General features: G+C 62.9%; 3 protein-coding genes. All 3 read right to left on the bottom strand.

Translation table 11 applies throughout. From position 1 onward, the window contains the following. Positions 1-89: 89 nt before the first annotated feature. The gene (locus A6D6_RS21465; RefSeq protein ID WP_133489880.1) at positions 90-836 is read right to left on the bottom strand and encodes an SDR family NAD(P)-dependent oxidoreductase; all 747 of its coding nucleotides are present in this window, start codon (positions 834-836) and stop codon (positions 90-92) included. A gap of 184 nt (positions 837-1,020) precedes the next feature. Next, a complete protein-coding gene (locus tag A6D6_RS21460; protein WP_236564209.1) occupies positions 1,021-2,067 on the bottom strand; it encodes an AraC family transcriptional regulator in 1,047 nt (348 codons plus the stop codon). A gap of 174 nt (positions 2,068-2,241) precedes the next feature. Then, positions 2,242-2,955 (bottom strand): 16S rRNA pseudouridine(516) synthase, encoded by a 714-nt coding sequence (locus A6D6_RS21455; RefSeq protein ID WP_133490225.1) that lies wholly within the window; start codon positions 2,953-2,955, stop codon positions 2,242-2,244. Between the last annotated feature and the right edge of the window lie 49 nt (positions 2,956-3,004).

Genomic DNA, 3,004 nt, shown 5'->3' with positions numbered 1-3,004 from the left:
CTCCCGGCAATTTTTTATTTCCGCAATGCCCTCAGCCCCGGGTTTTGACTTTAGCGTCCGGCATCTGGCGTCCAGCGTCACCCCTCTGTTTAAAGCGTATTACAAAGGTGGCCGCCATCCACCGGAATCGCCGCGCCGCTCATGTAGGAAGACGCGTCGGAGGCCAGCAGTAGCAACGGGCCGACCAGTTCGTCGATCTGACCCAGCCGATGGTAGGGGATGCGCTTGATCAGCTTGCCGCCATGGGGGCCCTGGAAAAAGTCCCGGTTGATGTCGGTTTCAATGTAGCCGGGGCAAATGGCGTTGCAACGAATGTTGTAGCGGGCGTAATCCAGAGCGATGGACTTGGTCAGTTGCACCACGCCGGCCTTGGCCACGGTGTACGGGGACAGCATGGCGCCCACTCGCAGGCCAAGGATGGAGGCGATATTGATGATGTTCCCCGGGCGCTCATCCCGGCGCCATTGCTGGATGGCGAATTTGCTCACCGCCCAGACACCATTGAGGTTGGTGTCCACCACCGCGTTCCAGTCTTCCTCGGACAGGGTGTCGGTGGCGCCTTCCCGGGTGATTCCGGCGTTGTTCACCACCACATCCAGAGCCGGCATATTCTCGAAAGCCCGCTCCACATTGGCGTGATCGGACACGTCCATTGCCACCACCCGTGCGTCACGCCCCAGGGCGCGGACTTTTTCCGCGGTGGCCTCGAGTTTGTCCACCCTGCGTGCCGCCAGTACCAGATCGGCACCATGCTCGGCCAGCACTTCCGCGAAACGGGCGCCAAAACCGCTGGAAGCGCCGGTGATAAGAATGCGTTTGTTGGTAATATCGAACATGGCTGTCTCCCAAACCTGTCTATAAAGAAAACAAGAAAAAATGGACCACGGGAACCCGATCGCGGAGGATAGAGTAAGGGCCCGAAAGAGGGTATTGATTGTGCCGGTTTCCAGTGCCTGGAGTGAAGTCTGTCGCGGTCTGTTACATCTTGATTGGAATGAGAGCGAAGGTGCGGACGGACGCTTACAGATTGCCCAGATAGTCGCTGGGCGGACGGCCGGTCCAGCGGCGGAAAGCCCGGGTGAAGTTGCTGGGTTCGGCATAGCCCAGCTTCTGCGCCACCTGCTGCACGGTGAGATTGGCCTGGAGATAACGTACCGCGCGGGCCATGCGCACTTCTTCCAGCAGATAGCGATAGCTCACGCCCAGCGCCGCAAGATAGCGACGCAGAGTGCGTGAGGTCAGGTGGAAACCGGTGGCCAGCTGCTCCAGGCTCGGCAAGGCGCCTTCCGCCTGCATCAAACGGGCGCGCACCCGCGAAGCCCAGTCCTGATCCGCTTCCAGCCGTTGCAGTTCCTCCTCGCATCGCTGGGCGGCCATTTGCCGGGAGGAGGCATCCGCCATCGGCAGCGCCTCCCTCAGCAGCGTCGCCGGAAAGCTGAGCGCCGCGGTATCGGCGCCGAAACGGACGGTCATGCCCAGCAGTTCCTGGTACCGCCCGGCGTAGTCCGGTGAGGCGTAGGGCAAGGTCAGCACCGCGCCCTGGAAACGGTCGCCGAGCAAATAGCGCAGCCCGGCCACCAACGCGGCGGTCACCACCTCCAGATAGGGACGGCGGATCTCACCCAGGTCGTAACTTTCCATCAGGGCAAAACGCACCCACTGCTGCTCCACGTCCAACCGCGGCAGACACAGGCGGGTGCGGGTACGGAAATAGCGTTCCAGTAATTGCAGCGCTTCCCCCAGATCACGGCTGCTGATGGCGGCGTAGCCCAACAGGCCATGGGCGGTAACGGTGAGTTGCTGCCCCAGACTCAGGGCGATGGCGGGATCACCGGACAACGCCCTGGCGCTGGCCATGACACGACGGAACTGATCGAATCTCAACGCCGGCTCGGCGCTGTACACTTGAGGTTCCGACAAACCGGCGTGCGCCAGCAGACGGGACGGGTCGAGCCCGGCTTCGCGGGCCAGTTCCACCAGATTGCGCACATAGTTGACCGGGATCGGCGAACGATCACTGGCCAGTGCGGGGTCGTTGTGTGGCGTCCTGTTCATGGCCTCAAGCATACACCTGCGCTCATTGCTGTCCGAAAATGACAAGTGACTGTCCAGAGCATCCCATTGACGGCAACCATAATCCGGACCTCCAGCACTATGCACTGTTCTTGCGGAGAACCCAAACCGGGGCCAGCCACGGCCCACCCTCCTCGCCCGATCCGACGAACCCGGGCGACAGCGTGGTCAGTCCGGGGGGCCCAGCCGATGCCGTTCCGCGTCGGTGAGCGGGCGCCATTCTCCCGGCGTCAGCGCCGGGTCCAATACCACATCCCCGACCGCCTCCCGATGCAGTGCCACCACCCGGTTGCCCACCGCCGCCAGCATCCGTTTGACCTGGTGATAACGCCCCTCGCTGATGGTCAGGCGCAGACACAAAGGCGCCACCACTTCCACTTGCGCCTCCCGGGTGGGGCGGGAATCGTCACGCAACACCACGCCCGCCGACAGGGCATCAACCTGGGCGCGGGTCACCGGCTCGGCGGTGGTGACCCGATAGCGCTTGGCACAATGGTGTTGCGGCGAGGTGATGCGATGGGACCATTGGCCATCACTGGTGAGCAATACCAGTCCGGTGGTGTCCAGATCCAACCGACCGGCGGCATGCAGGCCGGCACGCTGATCACCGGGCAGCAGATCCAACACGGTGCGATGGCCCGGATCCTCGGTGGAACACACCACGCCCATTGGTTTGTGCAGCATCAAATATCGATGCCCTTCCAGTCTCAGCGGCCGCCCCTCCCAGACCACCCGCATATCCGTTTCCAGACGCCGGTCCGGTTTGACGGGCACCGCACCGCCGGCACCATCGAACACCTGGATAGCGCCGGAGCGAATCAGGGTTTTGACCTGTTTACGGGTGAGCCCGGTGGCGTGGGCAACGAAATAGTCGAGACGCATGGCGGTAGTATAGCAGCGACCTGCTGGCACGCTGGCACGCTGGCACGCT

Origin of the sequence: Alcanivorax xiamenensis (assembly GCF_009846745.1) — a bacterium.
Lineage (GTDB): Bacteria > Pseudomonadota > Gammaproteobacteria > Pseudomonadales > Alcanivoracaceae > Alloalcanivorax > Alloalcanivorax xiamenensis.
The sequence above is the reverse complement of the archived record's forward strand: the minus strand, read 5'-3'. Positions and strand labels throughout refer to the sequence as shown.

What these genes read in the sequence shown, in the direction of transcription:
- A6D6_RS21465 (WP_133489880.1), bottom strand. Translation starts at nt 836, where the DNA reads ATGTTCGATATTACCAACAAACGCATTCTTATCACCGGCGCTTCCAGC.
- A6D6_RS21460 (WP_236564209.1), bottom strand. Translation starts at nt 2,067, where the DNA reads ATGCTTGAGGCCATGAACAGGACGCCACACAACGACCCCGCACTGGCC.
- A6D6_RS21455 (WP_133490225.1), bottom strand. Translation starts at nt 2,955, where the DNA reads ATGCGTCTCGACTATTTCGTTGCCCACGCCACCGGGCTCACCCGTAAA.